Below are 21,101 nucleotides of genomic sequence, written 5' to 3'. Positions count from 1 at the left end.
ATTAAATCACGTTTGTTCGTAATGCTCAGCAGGTTCGATAAACGGCTGGAAAAAACGACCTGTGGGAGCGAGCCTGCTCGCGAAAGCGGTGTGTCAGGCGACATCGATTTTGGCTGATATGGCCTCTTCGCGATCAGGCTCGCTCCTACAGGGGACAGTGGTGGTTCAGGTGTTAAAAAGCCGGCGGCACCCTTTGGGGAGATGCCGCCGGCGAGGTAAAGCTTAGATGCCGAAACGGTCACGCAGCGAGTAGTACACGGCGCCGAGGGCGGTCAACGGCGCCGAGAAGGTGCGCCCGCCGATCATTGGCATGTGTGGCAGCGAGGCAAACGCGTCGAAACGCTCGGCGTCGCCACGGATCATTTCCGAGATCAGTTTGCCGGCCAGGTGCGAACAGGTGACGCCGTGACCGCTGTAGCCCTGCATGTAGTAGGCGTTTTTCTCGATACGGCCGAATTGCGGCATGCGTGACATGGTCAGCAGGAAGTTGCCGGTCCAGCGGTAGTCGATCTTCACGTCCTTCAATTGCGGGAAGGTCTTGAGGATCTTCGGGCGGATCAGTTGTTCGATGTCGTCCGGTTCGCGCGCACCGTAGACCACGCCACCGCCGTACAGCAGGCGGTTGTCGGCGGTCAGGCGGTAGTAGTCGAGCAGGTAGTTGCAGTCTTCGACGCAGTAGTTGTTCTTGATCAGGCTGCGGGCCTGCTTTTCCGACAACGGCTCGGTGACCACGATCTGCGAACCACACGGCATGCTCTTGCTGGTCACGCGATTGTCCAGGCCCTGCGGCAGGTAGGCATTACCGGCGATCAGCAGGTACTTGGCCTTCACCAGGCCTTTTGCAGTGCGCACAGTGATCGGTTCGCCGTAGGTGATTTCCACCGCCGCTGATTGCTCGTAGATCTTGCCGCCCAGGCCGATGATGGCCGAGGCTTCGCCGAGGGCCAGGTTCAGCGGGTGAATGTGGCCGCCCTGCATGTCCAGCAGGCCGCCGACGTAGGCGTCGGAACCGACTTCGCGCTTGATGTCGGCCGCGTCGAGCATTTTCAGGTTCTTGTTGCCGTAGCGCTCCCAGCTCTTCTTCTGCTCGGCCAGACCATTGAGTTGTTTCTTGTTCATCGCCGCGAAGATACCGCCGGGACGGTAATCGCACTGGATGTCGTAGTGCTGTATGCGCTGACGGATGATGTCGGCGCCTTCGAAAATCATGCTGCCGAGGATTTCGGCGGTCTTGTCGCCGTAGCGTTCTTCGATGACATCGACGTCGCGGCTATAGGAGTTGACCAGTTGGCCGCCGTTGCGACCGCTGGCGCCGAAGCCGACCTTGGCCGCTTCGAGCACGGTCACGCTGTAGCCCGCTTCAGCGAGGAACAGGGCCGACGACAGGCCGGTGTAGCCGGCGCCGATCACGCAGACGTCGCAGTCCACCGCCCCTTCCAGCACCGGGAAATCGCCGGTGAAGTTGCGGGTGGCGGCGTAGTAGCTGTTTACATGTGTCTGTTTCATAAAATTCTCCGATGGCCGCTGCAGGTTGCCGGCGACCGCCGCTTTATTGTTATTAGAGCTTGATCCAGGTCGCCTTGAGTTCGGTGTACTTGTCGAACGCGTGCAGCGATTTGTCCCGACCGTTACCCGACTGCTTGAACCCGCCGAACGGCGCGGTCATGTCGCCGCCGTCGTACTGGTTGACCCAGACGCTGCCGGCACGCAGGCCACGGGCGAAGGTGTGGGCCTTGCTCAGGTTGCTGGTCCATACGCCGGCGGCCAGGCCGAAGATGCTGTCGTTGGCAATCGCCAGGGCTTCATCGAAGGTGTCGAAGGTGATGACCGACAGCACCGGGCCGAAGATTTCTTCCCGGGCGATGGTCATGGCGTTGCTCACGCCGTCGAAAATCGTCGGTTCCACGTACTGGCCACCGGTGTCTTCGAGGGTGCGGCTGCCGCCTGCGATCAGTTGGGCGCCCTGCTCTTTGCCGATACCGATGTAGCGCAGCACGTTGTCCAGTTGACGCTGGTCGACGACCGCGCCGACGGTGGTTGCAGGATCGAGGGCGTGCCCCGGCTTCCAGGCTTGCAGGGCTTCCACCAGCAATGGAATGAACTGCTCGCGGATCGAACGCTCCACCAGCAGGCGCGAACCGGCGGTGCAGACTTCGCCCTGGTTGAAGGCGATGCCGCTGGCCGCCGCCTGTGCTGCCGCGCGCAGATCCGGCGCGTCGGCGAACACCACGTTCGGGCTCTTGCCCCCGGCTTCGGCCCAAACGCGCTTCATGTTGCTCTGCCCGGCGTAGATCATCAGTTGCTTGGCAATCGCCGTGGAGCCGGTGAAGGCCAGCACGTCGACGTCCATGTGCAACGCCAGCGCCTTGCCGACGGTGTGGCCGTAGCCCGGCAGGACGTTGAACACGCCTTTCGGGATACCGGCATCGAGTGCCAGCTGCGCGATGCGGATCGCGGTCAGCGGGGATTTTTCCGAAGGCTTGAGGATGAACGAGTTGCCCATCGCCAGGGCCGGGGCGAATTTCCAGCTGGCCATGATCAGAGGGAAGTTCCACGGCACGATGGCCGCGACCACGCCGGCCGCTTCGCGGGTCACCAGGCCCAGTTGATCGTGGGGGGTGGCGGCGACTTCGTCGTAGATCTTGTCGATGGCTTCGGCGGTCCAGCGGATCGCGTTGGCGGTCGCCGGAATGTCGATGCTCATGGAGTCGCTGATCGGCTTGCCCATGTCGAGGGTTTCGAGCAGGGCCAGTTCTTCCTGGTTGGCCAGGATCAGATCGGCAAAACGGATCAGGACGCGCTTGCGCTCGGCCGGGGCCAGGTTGGCCCAGACGCCGGATTCGAAGGTACGGCGCGCCACGGCGACCGCTGCATTGGCGTCGGCTTCGTCGGTGCTGGCGACGTTCGCCAGGAAACGACCGTCCACGGGGCTGATGCATTCGAACGTCGCACCGCTGGCGGCTGCGCAGTATTGGCCGTCAATGAATGCGCGACCTTCGATGGTTAGGGACTGGAAGCGTTGCTCCCAATCGCTGCGAGTGTTTGTCATGGTTGTGACTCGACGCAGGGGAATATGGGGTATCGGTGTGTCAGGCGACGGGATGTTGGCTGATAGACCGCTTTCGCTGGCAAGCCAGCTCCTACAGTTGATCGTTGTCGCTCACGATGTCGCGCCCGACACACAACCCTGTAGGAGCTGGCTTGCCAGCGAAGGCTGTGCATCAGGCGACATCGATGAATCAGACGGTATGCAAGTACCAGTTGTACTCAAGGTCCGAGATGGAGTTCTCGAACTCGGCCAGCTCGCTTTCCTTGCACGCCACGAACACGTCGATGTACAGCGGGTCGATGTACTTGGCCATGACTTCGCTGTCGTCCAGCTCGCGCAGGGCATCGCGCAGGTTGTTCGGCAGGCTCTGCTCGTTCTGCTCGTAGCTGTTGCCTTCCACCGGGGCGCCCGGTTCGATCTGGTTGGTCAGGCCGTGGTGCACGCCCGCTAATACCGAAGCCATCAGCAGGTAGGGGTTGGCATCGGCGCCCGCTACGCGGTGTTCGATGCGCACCGAGTCTGGCGAACCGGTCGGCACACGTACCGCTACGGTACGGTTGTCGATGCCCCAGCTCGGCGAGTTCGGCACGTAGAACTGCGCGCCGAAACGACGGTACGAGTTGACGTTCGGGCAAAGGAACGCCATCTGCGCCGGCAGGGTCTCGAGCACACCGCCGATCGCGTGTCGCAGCGCGGCGTTCTGCTCGGGATCCTCGCTGGCAAAGATGTTGTTGCCTTCTTTGTCGAGAATCGAAATGTGCACGTGCAGACCGTTACCTGCCTGGCCCGGATACGGCTTGGCCATGAAGGTGGTGTCCATCTCGTGGTCGTAGGCGATGTTCTTCACCAGACGCTTGAGCAGGACGGCGTAGTCGCACGCCTTGATCGGGTCAGCCACGTGATGCAGGTTGACTTCGAATTGCGCCGGGGCGCTTTCCTTGACGATGGCGTCAGCCGGGATGCCCTGCTCTTTCGCACCTTCGAGGATGTCTTGCAGGCAGTCGACGTATTCGTCGAGGTCGTCGATCAGGTACACCTGGGTCGACATCGGACGCTTGCCGGACACCGGCGAACGTGGCGATTGCGGACGACCGTTCACGTTGTCCTGGTCGATCAGGTAGAACTCCAGTTCGAACGCGGCGCAGATGGTCAGGCCCATGTCGTCGAACTTGCGCACGATATTGGCCAGCACTTCACGCGGGTCGGCGAAGAATGGCTCGCCTTCGAGTTCGTGCATGGTCATCAGCAGCTGCGCAGTCGGGCGCTTCTGCCAAGGCTCGATGCTGAGAGTGCCGGGGATTGGGAAACAGATTCGGTCTGAGTCGCCGATGTCCAGACCCAGGCCGGTGCTTTCCACCGTGGAACCATTGATGTCCAGAGCAAACAGAGAGGCCGGCAGGTTGATGCCTTTTTCGTAAACCTTATGAAGACTGGTGCGCTCGATGCGCTTGCCGCGCACCACACCGTTCATATCCGCAATCAGAAGGTCGACGTACAAAACCTCAGGATATTTCTTAAGGAATGCGTTTGCTTCGTTGAGTTGAACGGCACGCAGAGGGACCGACATGATGCACCTATTTTTTAGCTGTTAATTATTATGTTCACTACCCTTTCACGAGCCCAGTCAACCCGAACGGCAAAGTGAAGTCAATAGCGAACACTTGACCCTTCAACCTTTATTTTCTGGCCTTTTTTGGGGGCTAGAGTGTCAGACCAGTCTTGAGCACCATGTAAACGCTGAGGATCTGACGTGCGGCGTTTAGAATTTTTTACATGAGAGTTGTTAATTAAAATCAACAAGGCTAAGCTCCAGAAAAGCTCGTTCAAGTGTCAAACTTCGAGGTGATAAAAATGGCATTCAAGCCATTGATCGGCGTTACTGCATGCGTCAAACAGATTGGCCTGCACCCCTACCACATCAGCGGCGACAAGTACTTGCGTGCTGTCAGCGTTGCGGCGCTGGGGCTGCCTGTCGTTATTCCTTCCTTAGGCGACCTGACCGAAATCGATGACCTGCTGCCGCAGCTCGACGGTCTGTTGCTGACCGGCTCGCCGTCGAACGTGGAACCCTTCCACTATCAAGGCCCCGACAGCGCCCCCGGCACGGATCATGATCCGGCGCGGGATGCCACCACCCTTCCCCTGATCCGCGCCGCTATTGCAGCGGGCGTTCCGGTGCTCGGCATCTGCCGTGGCTTCCAGGAAATGAACGTGGCGTTCGGTGGCAGCCTGCATCAGAAGGTCCATGAACTGCCTGGCTTCCTCGACCATCGCGAGGCCGACCATCCGGACCTGGCCGTGCAATACGCTCCCGCCCACGCGGTGAACGTGCAGCCTGGCGGTGTGTTCGAAGCGCTGGACCTGCCAGCGGTGTTCCAGGTCAATTCGATTCACAGCCAGGGCATCGACCGCCTCGCGCCCGGCCTGCGCGCCGAAGCCGTCGCGCTCGATGGCCTGATCGAGGCGATCTCGGTCGAGCACAGCCAGGCGTTTGCCCTCGGCGTGCAATGGCACCCGGAATGGCAGGTGCTGAACAACCCTCCTTATCTGAGTATTTTCCAGGCGTTCGGCGAAGCCTGCCGGCAACGGGCGGCGCTGCGTCACTCGAGCTGACGACCTGATACCCACATTCAACGATTAACTGCCCAACGCGAGCGGGCAGGCGCTTGTGCGTGCCCCGCTCGCGAAAACAACACACTGCAATAACAACAAGTACGACCAGGCAGCCAGGATGGCGGCGCCGAATAAACCCGGCCGGAATGCAATGCCGGTCAACCTGATACAGCCCGCTCCCACAGGGTCCTGCGTTGGACTGACCGACATCATCTGATACGGGTTTGCAATCCACTATTAAGCCGGGCCGTGTTGGCCGGGCGACTGAAACCTGTTGGGAGTTTCACATGGCAAACGCCTCCAGCATCTACAGGAAGGCTCTTGAGGGTCACCAGGCACCGAAAAAGGTGTTGGTGAAAATCGATCGCGTCACCAAGAAGTTCGACGAAACCACCGCCGTGGACGATGTGTCCCTGGAAATCCACCAGGGTGAAATCTTCGCTCTGCTCGGTGGTTCCGGTTCCGGCAAATCGACCCTGCTGCGCATGCTCGCCGGTTTCGAGCGCCCGACCGAAGGCCGGATTCTGCTCGACGGCGTCGACATCACCGACATGCCGCCGTACGAACGACCGATCAACATGATGTTTCAGTCCTACGCGCTGTTCCCGCACATGACGGTGGCGCAGAACATCGCCTTCGGCCTCAAGCAGGACCGTTTGCCAGCGGCCGAAATCGACGCACGGGTGCAGGAGATGCTGCGCCTGGTGCACATGACCCAGTACGCCAAGCGCAAGCCGCACCAACTGTCCGGCGGCCAGCGTCAGCGCGTGGCCCTGGCTCGCTCCCTGGCCAAGCGTCCGAAGCTGCTGTTGCTCGACGAACCGATGGGCGCCCTGGATAAAAAGTTGCGCTCGCAGATGCAACTGGAGCTGGTGGAAATCATCGAGCGCGTCGGCGTGACCTGCGTGATGGTGACCCACGACCAGGAAGAGGCCATGACCATGGCCCAGCGCATCGCGATCATGCACCTGGGCTGGATCGCCCAGATCGGCAGCCCGGTGGACATTTATGAAGCACCGGTCAGCCGCATGGTCTGCGAATTCATCGGCAACGTGAACGCCTTCGACGGCACCGTGGTCGAGGACCTGGAAGGTCACGCGATCATTCACAGCCCGGACCTGGAGCAGAAGATCTACGTCGGTCACGGCGTCAGCACGTCGGTGCAGGACAAGTCGATCACCTACGCGATCCGCCCGGAAAAACTGCTGGTCAGCACCGTCAAGCCGGAGAACCGCTACAACTGGTCCGCCGGCAAGGTGCATGACATCGCCTACCTCGGTGGCCACTCGGTGTTCTACGTCGAGCTGCCTGGGGGCAAGATCGTCCAGTCGTTCATGGCCAACGCCGAACGCCGTGGTGCGCGTCCGACCTGGGACGATCAGGTCTACGTGTGGTGGGAAGACGACAGCGGCGTGGTACTGCGCGCATGAAAACCTTCAATCAGCAATTCCTGAGGTGGGTCCCCAGCGGGCGCAAGTTCGTCATCGGGATACCGTTCATCTGGCTGTTCCTGTTCTTCATGCTGCCGTTCTTCCTGGTGATGAAGATCAGCTTCTCGGAAGCAGCCCTGGCCATTCCGCCCTACTCGGAGATCTACACCTTCGCCGAGCAGAAATTCCAGCTGATGCTCAACATCGGCAACTACTCCCTGTTGGGCCAGGATGAGCTGTACCTGTCCGCCTACCTGGGTTCGTTGAAGGTGGCGTTTTTCAGCACTGTGATGTGCCTGGTGATCGGTTTCCCGATGGCCTACGCCATCACCAAGGCCAGCAAGGAAGCGCAGAACGTCCTGATGCTGCTGATCATGATGCCGACCTGGACCGCGATCCTGATCCGCGTTTATGCGTGGATGGGCATCCTCAGCAACAACGGCCTGCTCAACGCGTTCCTGATGTGGACCGGGCTGACGTCGCAGCCGATCGAGATCCTCAACACCAACATCGCCGTCTACATCGGCGTGGTGTATGCGTATCTGCCGTTCATGGTGCTGCCGCTGTACGCCAACCTGGTCAAGCACGACCAGAGCCTGCTGGAGGCCGCATCGGACCTGGGTTCGAGCACCTTCAACAGCTTCTGGAAAATCACCGTGCCTTTGGCCAAGAACGGCATCATCGCCGGTTGCATGCTGGTGTTCATTCCGGTGGTCGGTGAATTCGTGATTCCGGAACTGCTGGGCGGCCCGGAAACCCTGATGATCGGCCGTGTGTTGTGGCAAGAGTTCTTCAACAACCGCGACTGGCCGGTGGCGTCTGCCCTGGCGGTGGTGATGCTGTTGATCCTGATTGTGCCGATTCTGCTGTTCAACCGCAGCCAGGCCAAAGAGATGGAGGCACGGGGATGAAACGCTTCGAATTTTCAAAGTTCATGCTGATTTTCGGCCTGTCGTTTATCTACCTGCCGATGCTGATCCTGGTGATCTACTCGTTCAACGCATCCAAGCTGGTGACGGTGTGGGGTGGCTGGTCGATCAAGTGGTACGCCGGTTTGCTCGACAACAGCCAGTTGATGGGTTCGGTTCTGCGCTCGCTGGAAATCGCCTGCTACACCGCCATCGCAGCAGTCGCACTAGGGACGTTAGCCGCGTTCGTCCTGACGCGCGTTACCCGCTTCAAGGGCCGCACGCTGTTCGGTGGCCTGGTCACCGCGCCGCTGGTGATGCCTGAAGTGATCACCGGCCTGTCGCTGTTGCTGCTGTTCGTGGCCATGGCGCAGTTGATCGGCTGGCCGGTGGAGCGTGGCATCGTCACCATCTGGATCGCCCACACCACGTTTTGTGCCGCTTATGTTGCGGTGGTAGTCTCCGCCCGCCTTCGCGAGCTGGACCTGTCCATCGAAGAAGCGGCCATGGACCTGGGTGCGAAGCCGTTCAAGGTGTTTTTCCTGATCACCATTCCGATGATCGCGCCGTCACTGGCGGCCGGCGGCATGATGTCGTTCGCCCTGTCGCTGGATGACCTGGTGCTCGCGAGCTTCGTGTCCGGCCCGGGTTCCACGACCCTGCCGATGGAAGTGTTCTCGGCGGTGCGCCTGGGCGTGAAGCCCGAGATCAACGCCGTGGCCAGCCTGATCCTGTTGGCAGTGTCGATCGTGACCTTCATGGTCTGGTACTTCAGCCGCCGTGCCGAAGCCACCCGTAAACGCGCGATCCAGGAAGCCATGGACCAGACCGCCAGCGAATCCTGGCAGCAACCTGAAAAGAAAATGGCAGGAGCGACGGCCTAGTCGTTGCCCGGTTAACTGTGGCGAGGGAGCTTTTGTGGCGAGGGGGCTTGTCGGATCGCCGCACCGCCCCGTTCGGCTGCGCAGCAGCCGTAAAACCAGTACGTTCGGTGTAACTGGAACACCGAGGATTCCGGTTTTGGGGCCGCTTCGCGACCCAACGGGGGCAAGCCCCCTCGCCACAAAAGCTCGCTCGTCACAGGTTTTGTGTTCACTGTTTTTGAATAAAAAAGAAATGGAGTTGTACCGATGAAAATGTTTGGCAGGACTCTGCTGACACTGTCCTTATTGGGCGCAATCGCCACTGGCGCCCAGGCCAATGACAAGGTTCTGCGCGTCTATAACTGGTCGGATTACATTGGCCCGGATACCGTCAAGAAGTTCGAGGACGAGACTGGCATCCAGGTGACCTACGATGTCTTCGACAGCAACGAAACCCTTGAGGCACGCCTGCTGGCGGGCAAATCCGGCTACGACATCGTCGTGCCGTCCAACAGTTTCCTGGCCAAGCAGATCAAGGCCGGTGTCTATCAGGAACTGGACAAATCGAAGCTGTCGAACTGGAAAAACCTCAACCCGGTGCTGCTGAAAAACGCCTCCGCCAGCGATCCCGATAACGCCCATGCCATCCCGTACATGTGGGGCTCGATCGGCATCGGCTTCAACCCGCAGAAGGTCAAGGAAGTGCTCGGCGCCAACGCCCCGACCAACTCCTGGGACCTGCTGTTCAAACCGGAAAACGCCGAGAAGCTCAAAGCCTGCGGCATCAGTTTCCTCGATTCGCCGACTGAAATGATCCCGACCGCCCTGCACTACCTGGGCTACCCGGTGAACGATCAGAACAAACAGCACATCGCCGAAGCCGAGGCGCTGTTCATGAAGATTCGCCCGAACGTGGCGTACTTCCATTCGTCGAAATACATCTCGGACCTGGCCAACGGCAACATCTGCGTGGCCGTCGGTTACTCCGGCGACGTGCTGCAGGCCAAGGCCCGCGCCCAGGAAGCCGGGGACAAGGTGAAGATCGACTACAGCATCCCGAAAGAAGGCGCCGCCAGTTTCTACGACATGCTCGCCATCCCCCGCGATGCCGCCAACGTCCAGAACGCGTACCTGTTCATGAACTTCCTGATGCGCCCCGATGTGATTGCCGACATCACCAACAGCATCGGCTACAGCAACGCGAATGCTGCGGCCACGCCACTGGTCGATGAAGCGATCCGCAACGATCCGGGCTCCTACCCGCCGGAAGCGGTGATGGCCACGCTCTATGCCGTGCCGGACCAGCCGATCGCCGTCCAGCGGATCATGACCCGTGGCTGGACCAAGGTGAAGCTGGGCCAATAATCCAGAACCCCACACTTAATCGGTGGGGTTCAACACTTTCCGTTCGCGCAGCGCCTTACCACCGCTGCCTCTCCTGCAAGTAGAACGGCCTCACCTGGCTCCCTCGGTTCAGGTGAATTTTGGCGCCCTCGGGCGCCTTTTTTATTGGGGATCAATCAAAGGCCATTCGGCCAGCGCCCGATAACGGCCCTTGTGGGATTCGAACAGGGTGAGCCGGTCGGCACGCAGGAAGAATTCCGGTGCGGTTGCGGACTCCGGCACCGGCGCCCGATACTGCCGTGCCAGGGTCAGGTGCGGACGGTATTCCCTTGGTGCTTCCTCCAGCCCGAACGGCAACATCGCCTGTTCCAGGGCATACACCAGGCGCAGCAATGCCGGGGGCGCCTGCTGCGGCGCGAGCACCAGCGCCCCTGCCCTGCGCCACACGTCCAGCCGGTCCAGCACCACCGTCAAGCGCTCGCCCGGTGTACGGATCGACGCCGCAGCGGTGCAGATCTCGGCAATCTGCGCCACGCCAACCGCCCCCAAAAACTTCAGCGTCAAGTGAAAGTTTTCCGCCGGCACCGGCCGTCCGTTGCGCAGTTGCAGCGCACTGCGCCACTGGGCGATATCCCGGCGCAGGGCCGGGGCGCAGTTCAGCGCAAAGAACAGACGCTTGAACGGCTCGCGGGCTTCGTCGTTCATGCCGGACACCTCCTGGGGAAGACTGCCTGAGTGTACTCAACACCCGCGTTCCGGCCAGCGCATTTCTGGCGCCGTGGGGCATGCGCGTTATAGTTCCAGGGGGCGTTCTCAATTAGTTTTCACGCCGCGCCGGGAAAACTAATTGAGAACGCCCCCTAGCATCCCGAAAAACCGGAGGGGACCATGCGAGAGATCATCAGCAAGGAACCATGGTGGGCCAGCCCGCCCGAGCCCGGCCAGGATGAACTCAAGCTGGAATGGGGCTGGCTGGTGCATTACAGCGAAGGTGAGCCGCGCTTCGAGTTCATCCGCGAGCGGCCGACGGACGACGAGATCCGCCAGCGCAAGAGTTGCAGGATCACCCCGACGCCGGAGTGATCCCGCGTGCGGCGTCAGGCCTGGAGGAGTACTTCGAACCCGCCGTAGACCATGCGCTGGCCGTCGAAGGGCATCGGATTGACGTCCGGCTTCATGCGCGGGTCCTGCATCATCCTGTCCATTCCGGCATTGCGGGTGGCCTTGTCCGGCCAGATGATCCAGCCAAAGGCCACGGTTTCGCCGTCCTTGAGCTTCACCGACATGGGAAACGAGGTGACCTTGCCTTCCGGGACATCCTCGCCCCAGCATTCGACCACGCTCAACGCACCGTTTTCCTTGAAGACCGAGGCGGCGATTTTGGCGTGCTTGATGTATTGCTCACGGTTGGCGGTGGGTACGGCAGCGATAAAACCATCGACATAAGACATGAGTGTTTCTCCTTGGGTCATGGGGTGTGCTGCAGGTTAGTCGGTTGCGCTGGCGTCCGATCGACAGTGCCGGTGCTCAAACCGACCGGCGGTTGTGCGCTGCCGCCCAGACTGCCTTCGATCTGCGCTGCCATGTAAAGCGTGCCGGCCATGACGCCGCTGGTCGGGCTCTGCACCAGTTTGGTCCAGGCCTTGTCGAAGGTATTGCCCAGGCTACGGCGAATCAGCGCCTCGCTATCGGGCCGGTCAAAGGCCTGGATGAATGCGCGAATGCCAGCCACCCCTAGCGTGATCAAGCCACCGGCCAGTTTCCCGGTCGCTGCGGCCACGGCGCTGGCGGCCCCGCGCGGGGCCATCTCGGCTTCCATCCGCCGGCTGGCGCGCCTGGCCACCGGCGCCATCGCGGTGTCGGTCGAGCCCACACCCTTGTCGCCACCGGCCTTATGGACTTTGTCGATCAGCGCGGCGAAGGCCGGCAAGGAGTTCAGCGGTTCGGTGTGCACGATCCGGTACAACGAGGCGTCCCTCGTCGGCGGAGGCCCGAGGGCGATGGCCGGGACTTTCTGGATGCGCCCGTTGAGTTGGGCCATCGGCACGCCGTGGCGGTTGGAGATTTTCTGCAGCTCTTCCTTGAGGATGTCGACATAGAACGCCGCTGCCAGGCCGAGAATCGCATCGGGATCGATTTCCACGGCCACCGGGGCCAGGACCTTCTCCTGATAGGCTTCGAGCAGGTACGCCGCCAGGCGTTTTTCCACGGCGTCCTGCTCACCCTTGGCGCTGATGGTGTACCAGCTGACCTTCATCGACAGCCATTCCTGGGTCCAGTAGTTGCTGAACCACGGAATGAAATTCTGTTCGGTCAATTCATAGACCCGTGTGCGCCAGTAATCCATGGCGCCGCGGGCGTAGATTTTGGTCTCCTCGGTGGCCGCCTGCGACGCGGCGACGATCTCCCGGTCCACTTGTTGCCAGGTGCTGGCAGGAACGATGACCGGCGCCACTTCCACCGGCGCACGCGGCGGTGTGGCGCACCCTGCCAACACCACCAGCACGGCAATGATCAGCGAACGCAGGTTCACGATGGCGGCTTCCTACAGTTGTCATCGAACCGGAGGTTCGGTGATTGGACAACCTCTGTTTTGAGTATAGGTGGCGGCATGTGCATGGCCGACGGTTGGCGGCGCTTTTGAGGCCCCCTTCGCGGGCAAGCCCGCTCCCACAGGTCCGTGGCCAACCGCTTACCTGTAGGAGCGGGCTTGCCCGCGAAAGGGCCCGCATCAACAGCACAAAAACCACCATCACTTGCGTCGATATTCACCATCGCCGCGATTGCCTTCCGCTTGAACGCCGTCAGCGTAGGATCGATCCCAAGCCAACACGAAACCCCGAATCGGAGGGGAACCTCATGCTGATCCATCTGCTGACCTGCCTGGCCCTGACGGCGTTCACATTGGGTGTGTTTGCCTGGTACGTCCTGAGCGAGGAGCAAACATCATGATTCACATCGTCACCCTCGCCGTGGGCTTCCCGGTGTTCGGCAACAATTTCTACGCGCAGGAATTCGAGTCACGTAAAGAGTTGACTCTGCTGTTCGACGAGAAGTTCGAGGCGTTGCTGATCCCGGCAGCCGATCATCACTTCAGCAACGAAGTGGTCGGGCTCAATGATCAGTTCCGTTTTTTGAATGACGTGCTGGTCGAGCATCTGCTGGATGTCGAACTGGCAAAAGGCTCGGCCCGTTCGTTCGGGTTCTGACAGCGACCGCCGGTCGCCCGGGTTCGGACGGGAACCGCTCACAACGTTCGCTGGCTATTGCCAATCCCCTTGGCAATATCAATCCCCCAATCCATCGCCGCTTCCATGTCCAGCATGTGCGGCCGTGGATCGTGGTTTTCATCGATGACGGTGCCGTCCGGCCAATAGACACCGATGAACATGCCCAACGAACCGTCCTTCAATATCTCGGCTTTGACTTTGATGCTGCATCCGTTCGATAGCGTTTCCTTGTGCTCCAGATGGCGCTCGGTCATGACTGCATTCCTCCCCTGACTGAATTCAAACCCTACTGGCCATGCTAGCTCAGCCCCCGGAACTGCGCCGACCCGCTGGACCGGAGGGCCTGCCCTGACAGCGGCGCAATGCCACCTATACTGAAAGCCACCTCCCCCCAGGGGAACTGCACGTCCAACAATAAAAAGCAGAGGTGGAACATGGTCTGGCAGCAAGTCTACGATCCGTTCGGTAACCCGGTGCTTTCAACGCTCATGGCGGCTGTGCCGGTGGTGGTGATGCTGGCGTCCCTCGCGTTTTTCCATGTCAAGGCGCACCTGGCGGCGTTGCTCGCCCTGGTCTCGGCCTTGCTGATCGCGATCTTCGCCTTCGGCATGCCGGCGAACATGGCAGGTTCGGCGGCGCTGTTCGGTGCGGCCAACGGCCTGCTGCCGATTGGCTGGATCGTGTTGAACATCATCTTCCTGCACCGCCTGACCACCGAGAACGGCTCGTTCAAGGTGTTGCAAGACTCCCTGGCGCGCATCACCGATGACCGACGCCTGCAATTGCTGCTGATCGCCTTCTGCTTCGGTGCATTTTTCGAAGGTGCGGCCGGTTTCGGTACGCCAGTGGCGGTGACCGGGGCGATTCTGATCGGGCTGGGGTTTTCGCCGCTCGCCGCTTCGGGGCTGGCGCTGATCGCCAACACCGCCCCCGTGGCGTTCGGCGCCCTCGGCACGCCGATCATCACCCTGGCCAAGGTCACCGGGCTGGATGAAATGGAACTGTCGATGATGGTCGGCCGGCAGTTGCCCTTCTTCTCGGTGCTGGTGCCGTTCTGGCTGATCTGGGCCTTTGCCGGCTGGCGCAAGATGCTGGAAATCTGGCCGGCGATCCTGGTGGCCGGGGTCAGTTTTGCCGTGCCGCAGTTCCTGGTGTCCAACTATCACGGGCCGATGCTGGTGGACGTGATCGCCGCACTGATTTCCATGGCCTGCCTGACCGGTTTCCTCAAGGTGTGGAAGCCGGCCACTGTGCACACTTCCGCCGCTCTATCCGGGCGGGTCGACGACTCGAAGATCGACGTCGAGCACGACGAAAAACCTGTCCCCACTGCAACCTTTGCCAATGAGGCAAAACCGGCAGTGATGCGGGCGTGGATGCCATGGATCATCCTGACGGTCTTCGTGTTCATCTGGGGCACCCAGGGCTTCAAGAACACCTTCGACACCCGCCCGGCGATTGACCCGCAAACCAGCTCAGCCAAACTCGATCCGCAGGGCAAGCCGATGCGCGAGGCGAACCCGCTGTTTGCGCCGGTCGTGACCTTCACCACCCTGCATTTGCAGGTCGAGAAAGTCCCGCCCGTGGTGGCCGCGCCGAAAACCGAAGAGGCGGTGTACAAGTTCACCTGGTTCACCGCCACCGGCAGCGGCATTCTGCTGTCGGCGATCATCGGCGGCTTGCTGATGGGTTACTCGATCCCGCAACTGATTCACCAGTACCTGCGCACCCTGTGGGTGGTGCGTTACTCGCTGATCACCATTGCGGCGATGCTCGCGCTGGGCTTCCTCACGCGTTACTCGGGGCTGGATGCGACCATGGGCCTGGCCTTCGCCGCGACGGGCATTTTCTACCCGATGTTCGGCACCCTGCTCGGCTGGCTCGGCGTAGCGTTGACCGGCTCGGACACCGCGTCCAACGTGCTGTTCGGTGGCCTGCAACGGGTGACGTCCGAGCAACTGGGCATCAGCCCGGTGTTGATGGCCGCCGCCAACAGTTCCGGCGGGGTCATGGGCAAGATGGTCGACGCCCAGTCGATCGTGGTCGCCTCCACCGCCACCCGCTGGTATGGCCATGAAGGGGAAATCCTGCGCTACGTGTTCTTCCACTCGATTGTGCTGGCGATCCTGGTCGGTGGCCTGGTGTCGTTGCAGGCCTACGTCGCGCCGTTCAGCCATATGGTGGTGGGCGGGCATTGAGTCTGCGCACCCTGCTCCCAACGCTTGCAACGCCCGGGTTCCTTCACCCGGGCGTTGGCATTTTCTGCGCAAGCTCATTGAATGAATGCCCGCTTCAGGCTGACAAACATCCCATGGACAGTCAGCCGTTGCAGGCCAATGATGTACATCAGTGGCCTGCAGCGGGAGTCATGAACCGATGAACATTCTCTACGATGAACGCGTTGACGGTGCCTTGCCCGACGTCGACAAACAGGCGCTGTTGCAGGCCCTGCAAACCCGCTTGCCGAATCTGGAAATCCTGCATCAGCAGGAGGAACTCAAGCCCTACGAATGCGATGGGCTGTCGGCCTATCGCACCACGCCGATGCTGGTGGTGCTGCCTCGATACATCGACGAAGTCCAGGGCGTGCTTCAGGTCTGCCATGAGCTGCACGTCCCCGTCGTGGCCCGAGGCGCGGGCACCGGTTTGTCTGGCGGTGCGCTACCCCTGGAGAAAGGCGTGCTGCTGGTGATGGTGCGCTTCAACAACATCCTGCACATCGATCCAGCCGCCCGTACTGCGCGGGTTCAGCCCGGCGTACGCAATCTGGCGATCTCCCAGGCGGCGGCACCGTTCGGACTGTATTACGCGCCGGATCCGTCCTCGCAAATCGCCTGCTCCATCGGCGGCAACGTCGCGGAGAATGCCGGTGGCGTGCACTGCCTGAAGTACGGCCTGACCGTGCACAACGTGCTCAAGGTCGACATCCTCACCGTCGACGGTGAGCACCTGAGCCTGGGCTCCAACGCCCTCGACGCCCCCGGTTTCGACCTGCTGGCGCTGTTCACCGGGTCCGAAGGCCTGCTCGGGGTGATCACCGAGGTCACGGTCAAGCTGCTGCCCAAGCCGCAGACCGCCAAAGTGCTGCTGGCGGCGTTCGATTCCGTGGAAAAAGCCGGGCGCGCGGTCGGCGACATCATTGCCGCCGGCATCATCCCCGGTGGCCTGGAAATGATGGACAACCTGGCGATCCGCGCCGCCGAGGACTTCATCCACGCCGGTTATCCGGTGGATGCCCAGGCCATTCTGCTGTGCGAGCTCGATGGCGTTGAAGCCGATGTCGCTGATGACTGCGACCGGGTGCGCCAGGTGCTGCAACAGGCCGGCGCCATCGAGTTGCGCCAGGCCAGGGACGAAGCCGAGCGCGTGCGTTTCTGGGCCGGGCGCAAGAATGCCTTCCCGGCGGTGGGCCGCCTCTCGCCGGACTACTACTGCATGGACGGCACCATTCCCCGTCGCGAACTGCCCGGCGTGTTGCATGCCATCGCCGAGCTGTCGAACGAATACGGCCTGCGGGTGGCCAACGTGTTCCATGCCGGCGACGGCAACATGCATCCGTTGATCCTGTTCGACGCCAATCAACCCGGTGAGCTTGATCGAGCCGAAGCCCTGGGTGGCAGGATTCTGGAGTTGTGCGTGAAAGTCGGCGGCAGCATCACCGGTGAACACGGTGTCGGCCGCGAGAAGATCAACCAGATGTGCGCGCAGTTCAACAGCGATGAGCTGACCCTGTTCCATGCCATCAAGGCCGCCTTCGACCCGAGCGGCCTGCTCAACCCCGGCAAGAACATTCCGACCCTGCACCGCTGCGCCGAATTCGGTGCCATGCACATACATGGCGGTCAATTGCCCTTCCCTGAGCTGGAGCGTTTCTGATGCGCAGCGCTGAAGATTTCGATGACAGCCAGTGCCTCCTGGAACAGGTCAATCAGGCGCTGGAAAACGCCACGCCGTTGCGCATCCAGGGTTCCAACAGCAAAGCCTTTCTCGGCCGCACCACGGCCGGGGAAATTCTCGATACCCGCTCGCACCGGGGCATCGTTAGCTACGACCCGACTGAACTGGTGGTCACCGCCCGTTGCGGCACACCGTTGTCGCAGCTGGCGCAGGTGCTGGACGCCGCGCAACAGATGCTGCCCTGCGAGCCACCGTCCTTCGGCGACGGCGCCACCGTCGGCGGCATGATCGCCTGCGGGCTGTCCGGACCACGGCGCCCGTGGGTCGGTTCGGTGCGGGACTTCATTCTTGGCACGCGGGTCATCACCGGCCATGGCAAGCTGTTGCGCTTCGGTGGCGAGGTGATGAAAAACGTCGCCGGCTACGACCTGTCGCGCCTGATGGCCGGCAGTTACGGCAGCCTCGGGCTGATCACCGAAGTTTCCCTCAAAGTGCTGCCAAAACCCCGGCAGTGCCTGAGTATCAGCCTGGAAATGGACGCCGAACGGGCCTTGTTGCGCCTGGCGGAATGGGGCCAGCAGCCGTTGCCGATCAGCGCGGCCTGTCACGACGGTTCACGCCTGCACCTGCGGCTGGAGGGCGGTGAAGGTTCGGTGGCGGCGGCCCATGAGCGCCTCGGCGGCGAACGGCTGGAGGCTTGCTGGTGGGACGATCTGAATGAACAGCGCTTGAGTTTCTTCGATGAAGACCAACCGCTTTGGCGCCTGTCACTGCCGCACAACACGCCGCTCCTGTCGCTGCCGGGGCGCCAGTTGATCGACTGGGGGGGCGCCCAGCGCTGGCTGAAATCCGATGCCGAACCGGCGTTCATCCGCCAGGTCGTCGATGAGGTCGGCGGCCATGTCACCTGCTTCAGCCACGGCCTGACCGACAGCCCGTTCCATCCGCTGCCCCCGGCGCTGATGCGTTATCACCGCAACCTGAAACAACAGCTCGATCCACGGGGTATCTTCAACCCCGGACGCCTATACGCGGAGCTTTGAACCATGCAGACGACCTTGAGTGAACGCGCCAGCCATTTGCCCCGCGCCGCAGAAGCCGAAAGCATCCTGCGCACCTGTGTGCACTGCGGCTTCTGCAATGCCACCTGCCCGACCTATCAATTGCTCGGCGATGAACTGGACGGACCACGGGGCCGTATCTACCTGATCAAGCAAGTGCTGGAAGGCAACGACGTCACGCAAAAGACCCAACAGCACCTGGACCGCTGCCTGTCGTGCCGCAACTGCGAAACCACCTGCCCGTCGGGCGTCGATTACCACAACTTGCTGGACATCGGGCGGGCGGTGGTCGATGCGGCGGTGCCGCGCCCGCTCGGTCAGCGGCTGTTGCGCGAGGGGTTGCGGCAGACCGTGCCGCATCCGGACTTGTTTAAAAGCCTGGTCAATAGCGGTCAGGTGTTCCGCGCGCTGCTGCCCGGCACCCTGCAAAGCAAATTGCCGCGCAATGTACCACCGGCCAAGCCGCGACCCACGACCCTGCGTGAGCGTCAGGTGCTGATGCTCGAAGGTTGCGTGCAGCCCAGCCTGTCTCCCAACACCAATGCCGCGGCGGCGCGGGTGCTGGACCGTTTGGGGATCAGCGTCATCGCGAGCCGCGAAGCCGGTTGCTGCGGCGCCGTGGACTACCACCTGGACGCCCAGGCCGCCGGCCTCGACCGCGCCCGGCGCAACATCGACGCGTGGTGGCCGAGCCTGGAAAAAGGTGCCGAAGCGATTGTGCAGACGGCTAGCGGTTGCGGCGCCTTCATCAAGGATTACGGCCATCTGCTCGCCAGCGACCCGGCCTATGCCGACAAGGCGAAAAAGGTCAGTGCGCTGGCCCGGGACCTGGTGGAGGTGTTGCGCGACGAACCGCTGGAAAAGCTCGGCATCCACGCCTCGCAACGCCTGGCCTTCCATTGCCCCTGCACCTTGCAGCACGGACAGAAACTCGGCGGTGCCGTGGAAGCGCTGCTGACCGGACTCGGTTTCAACCTGACGTCCGTTCCCGACGGACACCTGTGCTGCGGTTCGGCGGGCACCTATTCGCTGACCCAGCCCGAACTGTCGCGGCAACTGCGCGACAACAAGCTCAACGCCCTGGAAAGCGGCCATCCCGAGGTGATTGTCACGGCCAACATCGGCTGCCAGACGCACCTCGACGGCGCGGGCCGAACCCCGGTGCGGCACTGGATCGAACTGGTCGAAGCCGCCTTGCCTTAACCGAACCCTGGAGATGCCCATGAACAGCAAAGCCGTCCTGAGCCAGACCGAAGTCGGACAGATCATCAAAGCCGCCCGCGCCGAAGCACAGGCCAATCAATGGGCCGTGACCATAGTGGTGGTCGATGACGGCGGCCACCCGCTGGCCCTAGAACGCCTCGACGGCTGCGCGCCCGGCAGTGCCTACATCGCCACCGAAAAGGCGCGCACCTCGGCCCTCGGGCGGCGCGAATCGAAAAGCTACGAGGACATGGTCAACGCTGGGCGCTACGCTTTCCTGTCAGCACCCTTGCTGACTTCGCTGGAGGGTGGCGTGCCGATTGTTTTCGATGGGCAGGTAATTGGTGCTGTCGGGGTGTCGGGCGTCAAACCCGAACAGGATGCGCAAGTGGCCAAGGCCGGAGCGCAGTGCCTGAAATGAAATTGTGGCATCACCATTTCCACCCTGTAGGAGCGAGCCTGCTCGCGATCGCGTAGTGTCATTCAACGTAGGTTTCGCCTGATATGGCGCTATCGCGAGCAGGCTCGTTCCTACAGGGGTCCGTGTTAGACCAGCCGAGAGGAACCGCACCGATGACCCGCCTCACTGCCAAAGACTTCGCCCCGGAACTACTTGAGTTATACGACTACTACGCCCACGGCAAGATCAACCGCCGGGAGTTTCTCGACCGCGCGGCGTTGTTTACCTTCGGCGGTTTGACCGCGGGTGCCCTGCTCGCCGCGCTAAGCCCCGACTATGCGCTGGCCGAGCAGGTCGAGTTCACCGATCCGGACATTCTTGCCGAGTACATCACCTACCCCTCGCCCAAGGGCCACGGCCAGGTTCGCGGTTATCTGGTGCGTCCGGCCAAGGCCACCGGCAAGGTGCCCGCGGTGGTGGTCGTGCATGAAAACCGCGGGCTCAACCCCTACATCGAAGACGTGGCCCGGCGTCTGGCCAAGGCCGGTTTCATCGCTCTGGCCCCGGACGGCCTGAGTTCGGTTGGCGGTTATCCAGGCAATGACGACAAGGGCCGCGAGCTTCAGGCCACGGTCAACCCGGAAAAGCTCATGAACGACTTTTTCGCCGCCGTCGAGTGGATGATGAAACACCCTGCCGCCACTGGAAAAGTTGGTATCACCGGGTTCTGCTACGGCGGTGGCGTGACCAACGCCGCCGCCGTGGCCTATCCGGAACTGGGGGCCGCGGTGTCGTTTTATGGCCGTCAGCCGGCGGCGGAAGAAGTGCCTCGGATCAAGGCCCCGGTGATGCTGCACTACGGCGAACTGGATACGCGGATCAACGAAGGCTGGCCCGCCTATGAGAAAGCGTTGAAGGCCGGGGGCAAGACCTATGAGGCCTACATTTATCCGGGCTGCAATCATGGTTTCCACAACGACTCCACGCCGCGCTACGACGAAGCGGCGGCCAAGCTGGCGTGGGAGCGGACGTTGGGGTGGTTTAAAAAGTATCTGGTTTGACCAGAGGTTGAGGGCAGCAGGGCTGGCCCCTTCGCGAGCAAG

At 61.8% G+C, this 21,101-nt stretch carries 20 protein-coding genes; 13 read left to right on the top strand and 7 right to left on the bottom strand.

From position 1 onward, the window contains the following. Positions 1-222: 222 nt before the first annotated feature. The 3 genes from KGA85_RS30385 to KGA85_RS30375 all read right to left on the bottom strand — a co-directional run bounded on the left by KGA85_RS30385 (position 223) and on the right by KGA85_RS30375 (position 4,616). Positions 223-1,506, bottom strand: a complete 1,284-nt coding sequence (locus KGA85_RS30385; RefSeq protein ID WP_223456653.1) for an NAD(P)/FAD-dependent oxidoreductase — start codon at positions 1,504-1,506, stop codon at positions 223-225. A 52-nt stretch (positions 1,507-1,558) separates the two neighbouring features. Next, positions 1,559-3,049 (bottom strand): aldehyde dehydrogenase, encoded by a 1,491-nt coding sequence (locus tag KGA85_RS30380; protein ID WP_223456651.1) that lies wholly within the window; start codon positions 3,047-3,049, stop codon positions 1,559-1,561. Between the two features lie 190 nt (positions 3,050-3,239). After that, on the bottom strand, positions 3,240-4,616 hold the full coding sequence (locus KGA85_RS30375) for a glutamine synthetase family protein (RefSeq protein ID WP_223456650.1): 1,377 nt from the start codon (positions 4,614-4,616) through the stop codon (positions 3,240-3,242). A gap of 284 nt (positions 4,617-4,900) precedes the next feature. Here KGA85_RS30375 and KGA85_RS30370 point away from each other — a divergent pair, with 284 nt between their 5' ends. The 5 genes from KGA85_RS30370 (at position 4,901) to KGA85_RS30350 (ending at position 10,228) form a co-directional block, all read left to right on the top strand. After that, positions 4,901-5,662, top strand: a complete 762-nt coding sequence (locus tag KGA85_RS30370; protein WP_223456648.1) for a gamma-glutamyl-gamma-aminobutyrate hydrolase family protein — start codon at positions 4,901-4,903, stop codon at positions 5,660-5,662. A gap of 287 nt (positions 5,663-5,949) precedes the next feature. After that, positions 5,950-7,092 carry a polyamine ABC transporter ATP-binding protein gene (potA, locus tag KGA85_RS30365; RefSeq protein ID WP_046042409.1) on the top strand — a complete coding sequence of 381 codons (1,143 nt, stop codon included), beginning with the start codon at positions 5,950-5,952 and terminating at the stop codon, positions 7,090-7,092. After that, entirely contained in the window at positions 7,089-8,003 is a 915-nt protein-coding gene (locus KGA85_RS30360; RefSeq protein ID WP_046042410.1) for an ABC transporter permease subunit, read from the top strand. Before potA ends, KGA85_RS30360 begins: the two co-directional genes overlap by 4 nt. Continuing rightward, positions 8,000-8,884, top strand: a complete 885-nt coding sequence (locus tag KGA85_RS30355; RefSeq protein ID WP_223456644.1) for an ABC transporter permease subunit — start codon at positions 8,000-8,002, stop codon at positions 8,882-8,884. Before KGA85_RS30360 ends, KGA85_RS30355 begins: the two co-directional genes overlap by 4 nt. Before the next feature lie 246 nt (positions 8,885-9,130). Then, positions 9,131-10,228, top strand: coding sequence for a polyamine ABC transporter substrate-binding protein (locus KGA85_RS30350; RefSeq protein WP_223543621.1), 1,098 nt, complete (start codon positions 9,131-9,133; stop codon positions 10,226-10,228). Between the two features lie 141 nt (positions 10,229-10,369). Here the strand turns inward: KGA85_RS30350 and thpR are convergent, their stop codons facing one another. Continuing rightward, the gene (gene thpR / locus KGA85_RS30345) at positions 10,370-10,912 is read right to left on the bottom strand and encodes an RNA 2',3'-cyclic phosphodiesterase (RefSeq protein WP_223456634.1); all 543 of its coding nucleotides are present in this window, start codon (positions 10,910-10,912) and stop codon (positions 10,370-10,372) included. A gap of 183 nt (positions 10,913-11,095) precedes the next feature. Here thpR and KGA85_RS30340 point away from each other — a divergent pair, with 183 nt between their 5' ends. Then, a complete protein-coding gene (locus KGA85_RS30340) occupies positions 11,096-11,290 on the top strand; it encodes a hypothetical protein (RefSeq protein WP_223456626.1) in 195 nt (64 codons plus the stop codon). Positions 11,291-11,304: 14 nt separating this feature from the next. Here KGA85_RS30340 and KGA85_RS30335 read toward each other — a convergent pair whose 3' ends face one another. Together KGA85_RS30335 and KGA85_RS30330 are read right to left on the bottom strand one after the other, a co-directional pair. After that, complete coding sequence (locus tag KGA85_RS30335; RefSeq protein WP_046042415.1) at positions 11,305-11,658, bottom strand: DUF1428 domain-containing protein; 354 nt, start codon at positions 11,656-11,658, stop codon at positions 11,305-11,307. A gap of 17 nt (positions 11,659-11,675) precedes the next feature. Next, positions 11,676-12,740, bottom strand: a complete 1,065-nt coding sequence (locus tag KGA85_RS30330; RefSeq protein WP_223456624.1) for a hypothetical protein — start codon at positions 12,738-12,740, stop codon at positions 11,676-11,678. 415 nt (positions 12,741-13,155) lie between these two features. Here KGA85_RS30330 and KGA85_RS30325 point away from each other — a divergent pair, with 415 nt between their 5' ends. Then, positions 13,156-13,416 carry a hypothetical protein gene (locus KGA85_RS30325; RefSeq protein WP_223456622.1) on the top strand — a complete coding sequence of 87 codons (261 nt, stop codon included), beginning with the start codon at positions 13,156-13,158 and terminating at the stop codon, positions 13,414-13,416. A 38-nt stretch (positions 13,417-13,454) separates the two neighbouring features. Here the strand turns inward: KGA85_RS30325 and KGA85_RS30320 are convergent, their stop codons facing one another. After that, complete coding sequence (locus KGA85_RS30320; RefSeq protein ID WP_223456620.1) at positions 13,455-13,691, bottom strand: hypothetical protein; 237 nt, start codon at positions 13,689-13,691, stop codon at positions 13,455-13,457. 180 nt (positions 13,692-13,871) lie between these two features. On the opposite strand from KGA85_RS30320, the gene KGA85_RS30315 reads away from it, so the two are divergent. From KGA85_RS30315 to yghX, 6 genes are all read left to right on the top strand, one after another. Next, positions 13,872-15,635 carry an L-lactate permease gene (locus KGA85_RS30315; protein WP_223456618.1) on the top strand — a complete coding sequence of 588 codons (1,764 nt, stop codon included), beginning with the start codon at positions 13,872-13,874 and terminating at the stop codon, positions 15,633-15,635. Between the two features lie 178 nt (positions 15,636-15,813). Then, entirely contained in the window at positions 15,814-17,313 is a 1,500-nt protein-coding gene (glcD, locus tag KGA85_RS30310; RefSeq protein WP_223534796.1) for a glycolate oxidase subunit GlcD, read from the top strand. Continuing rightward, positions 17,313-18,377 carry a glycolate oxidase subunit GlcE gene (gene glcE, locus KGA85_RS30305; protein WP_223456614.1) on the top strand — a complete coding sequence of 355 codons (1,065 nt, stop codon included), beginning with the start codon at positions 17,313-17,315 and terminating at the stop codon, positions 18,375-18,377. Before glcD ends, glcE begins: the two co-directional genes overlap by 1 nt. A gap of 3 nt (positions 18,378-18,380) precedes the next feature. After that, entirely contained in the window at positions 18,381-19,598 is a 1,218-nt protein-coding gene (glcF, locus tag KGA85_RS30300; protein ID WP_223456612.1) for a glycolate oxidase subunit GlcF, read from the top strand. A 19-nt stretch (positions 19,599-19,617) separates the two neighbouring features. After that, on the top strand, positions 19,618-20,019 hold the full coding sequence (locus KGA85_RS30295) for a heme-binding protein (RefSeq protein ID WP_223456610.1): 402 nt from the start codon (positions 19,618-19,620) through the stop codon (positions 20,017-20,019). 152 nt (positions 20,020-20,171) lie between these two features. Further along, on the top strand, positions 20,172-21,059 hold the full coding sequence (yghX, locus tag KGA85_RS30290; RefSeq protein ID WP_223456608.1) for a YghX family hydrolase: 888 nt from the start codon (positions 20,172-20,174) through the stop codon (positions 21,057-21,059). Positions 21,060-21,101 lie beyond the last annotated feature (42 nt).

This window comes from Pseudomonas sp. GL-B-12 (assembly GCF_019955895.1).
In the GTDB taxonomy this organism is placed as follows: Bacteria; Pseudomonadota; Gammaproteobacteria; order Pseudomonadales; family Pseudomonadaceae; genus Aquipseudomonas.
The sequence above is the reverse complement of the archived record's forward strand: the minus strand, read 5'-3'. Positions and strand labels throughout refer to the sequence as shown.

What these genes read in the sequence shown, in the direction of transcription:
- KGA85_RS30385 (WP_223456653.1), bottom strand. Translation starts at nt 1,506, where the DNA reads ATGAAACAGACACATGTAAACAGCTACTACGCCGCCACCCGCAACTTC.
- KGA85_RS30380 (WP_223456651.1), bottom strand. Translation starts at nt 3,049, where the DNA reads ATGACAAACACTCGCAGCGATTGGGAGCAACGCTTCCAGTCCCTAACC.
- KGA85_RS30375 (WP_223456650.1), bottom strand. Translation starts at nt 4,616, where the DNA reads ATGTCGGTCCCTCTGCGTGCCGTTCAACTCAACGAAGCAAACGCATTC.
- KGA85_RS30370 (WP_223456648.1), top strand. Translation starts at nt 4,901, where the DNA reads ATGGCATTCAAGCCATTGATCGGCGTTACTGCATGCGTCAAACAGATT.
- potA (WP_046042409.1), top strand. Translation starts at nt 5,950, where the DNA reads ATGGCAAACGCCTCCAGCATCTACAGGAAGGCTCTTGAGGGTCACCAG.
- KGA85_RS30360 (WP_046042410.1), top strand. Translation starts at nt 7,089, where the DNA reads ATGAAAACCTTCAATCAGCAATTCCTGAGGTGGGTCCCCAGCGGGCGC.
- KGA85_RS30355 (WP_223456644.1), top strand. Translation starts at nt 8,000, where the DNA reads ATGAAACGCTTCGAATTTTCAAAGTTCATGCTGATTTTCGGCCTGTCG.
- KGA85_RS30350 (WP_223543621.1), top strand. Translation starts at nt 9,131, where the DNA reads ATGAAAATGTTTGGCAGGACTCTGCTGACACTGTCCTTATTGGGCGCA.
- thpR (WP_223456634.1), bottom strand. Translation starts at nt 10,912, where the DNA reads ATGAACGACGAAGCCCGCGAGCCGTTCAAGCGTCTGTTCTTTGCGCTG.
- KGA85_RS30340 (WP_223456626.1), top strand. Translation starts at nt 11,096, where the DNA reads ATGCGAGAGATCATCAGCAAGGAACCATGGTGGGCCAGCCCGCCCGAG.
- KGA85_RS30335 (WP_046042415.1), bottom strand. Translation starts at nt 11,658, where the DNA reads ATGTCTTATGTCGATGGTTTTATCGCTGCCGTACCCACCGCCAACCGT.
- KGA85_RS30325 (WP_223456622.1), top strand. Translation starts at nt 13,156, where the DNA reads ATGATTCACATCGTCACCCTCGCCGTGGGCTTCCCGGTGTTCGGCAAC.
- KGA85_RS30320 (WP_223456620.1), bottom strand. Translation starts at nt 13,691, where the DNA reads ATGACCGAGCGCCATCTGGAGCACAAGGAAACGCTATCGAACGGATGC.
- KGA85_RS30315 (WP_223456618.1), top strand. Translation starts at nt 13,872, where the DNA reads ATGGTCTGGCAGCAAGTCTACGATCCGTTCGGTAACCCGGTGCTTTCA.
- glcD (WP_223534796.1), top strand. Translation starts at nt 15,814, where the DNA reads ATGAACATTCTCTACGATGAACGCGTTGACGGTGCCTTGCCCGACGTC.
- glcE (WP_223456614.1), top strand. Translation starts at nt 17,313, where the DNA reads ATGCGCAGCGCTGAAGATTTCGATGACAGCCAGTGCCTCCTGGAACAG.
- glcF (WP_223456612.1), top strand. Translation starts at nt 18,381, where the DNA reads ATGCAGACGACCTTGAGTGAACGCGCCAGCCATTTGCCCCGCGCCGCA.
- KGA85_RS30295 (WP_223456610.1), top strand. Translation starts at nt 19,618, where the DNA reads ATGAACAGCAAAGCCGTCCTGAGCCAGACCGAAGTCGGACAGATCATC.
- yghX (WP_223456608.1), top strand. Translation starts at nt 20,172, where the DNA reads ATGACCCGCCTCACTGCCAAAGACTTCGCCCCGGAACTACTTGAGTTA.